Origin of the sequence: Methylobacterium goesingense (genome assembly GCF_022179225.1) — a bacterium.
Lineage (GTDB): Bacteria > Pseudomonadota > Alphaproteobacteria > Rhizobiales > Beijerinckiaceae > Methylobacterium > Methylobacterium goesingense.
The window spans coordinates 1-1,064 of record NZ_BPQL01000254.1 but is presented as its reverse complement, the minus strand read 5'-3'; the positions used below and the strand labels follow the sequence as shown (position 1 = coordinate 1,064).

The following is a 1,064-nucleotide window of genomic DNA, read 5'->3' as shown; positions in this document are numbered from 1 at the left end:
TCAACGAGATCTCCTCCTCGCATCGCGGCGACGAGCCGATGCTGGCCGAGGACACGGTGTCCTATCTCGGCCAGCATCGGCTCGTCGCCGCGATGCGAGGAGGAGATCTCGTTGACGCCCGGAACGTCGGCGGCAGTGAACACCGCCACTACGCCCTCGGTGCTTCGTACGGGCCCGAGATCCACCGAGACGAGGCGGGCATGGGCCCGCTCGCCCAAGCCCAGGCAAACGTGGAGCAGGCCGGCCGGCTCGGCCGCGTCGTCAATGTAGACCGCCGAGCCGCCGACGTGGCGGGCCGCGCTGTCGTGGATGCGCGGTGTATGGGCGCCACCCGCGATCCGGTCTTCCGGCTTCGGGGCAGGGGGCGTGTGGTCAAGCATGGGCCAGCGCTCCGATCGCTGCGAGCCGGGTCTCGGGCGCCCCTGGCCCGGCCTCGTGGATCAGGCGTTCGATCAGGTTGCCGGCGACCTTGAGGCGGTAGGCCGCCGAGGCCCGCATGTCGGAGAGCGGGGTGAAGTCCCGGGCGAGCGCCGCCTTGAAGGCGGGGATGACGGTCGCATCGAGGGGCTGGCCCACCAGCGCGGCCTCTCCCTGCGCGGCGCGCTTCGGCGTGCCGGCCATGCCCCCGTAGGCGATGCGCGCCTCCCGGATGCGACCGGCGTCGAGGGTCAGCCGAAAGGCGCCGAGCACGGCGGAGATGTCCTCGTCGAAGCGCTTCGAGACCTTGTAGACCGCCAGCCGCGCCCCCGCCGGCAAGGGCGGAACCGTGACCCCCGTGACGATCTCGTCGGCGGCGCGGTCCTGCCGACCGTAGGCCACGAAGAAATCCTCCAGGGGCAGGTCGCGGGTGCCGGTTCGGCTGGCGAGGTGGAGCGTGGCGCCGAGCGCGATCAGGGCGGGTGCGGCGTCGCCGATGGGCGAGCCGTTGGCGATGTTGCCGCCGAGCGTCCCGGCATTGCGGGTCTGGGCGGCGCCGTGGCGACGAAACAGCTCGCCGAGGTCGGGGTGGAGTTTGGCGAGCGCCGCACCGGCCGCCGCCAGGGTCACGCCCGCGCCGATGCGCA

General features: G+C 72.8%; 1 protein-coding gene and 1 pseudogene. Both read right to left on the bottom strand.

Annotated elements, in window-relative coordinates; translation table 11 throughout:
* A pseudogene (locus MFF30_RS25750) lies at positions 1 to 380 on the bottom strand (hypothetical protein); the annotation flags it as partial.
* Positions 373 to 1,064: FAD binding domain-containing protein (locus tag MFF30_RS25745; protein ID WP_238283120.1), on the bottom strand; the 692-nt coding region annotated here is incomplete at its 5' end. The gene MFF30_RS25745 and the pseudogene MFF30_RS25750, both read right to left, overlap by 8 nt.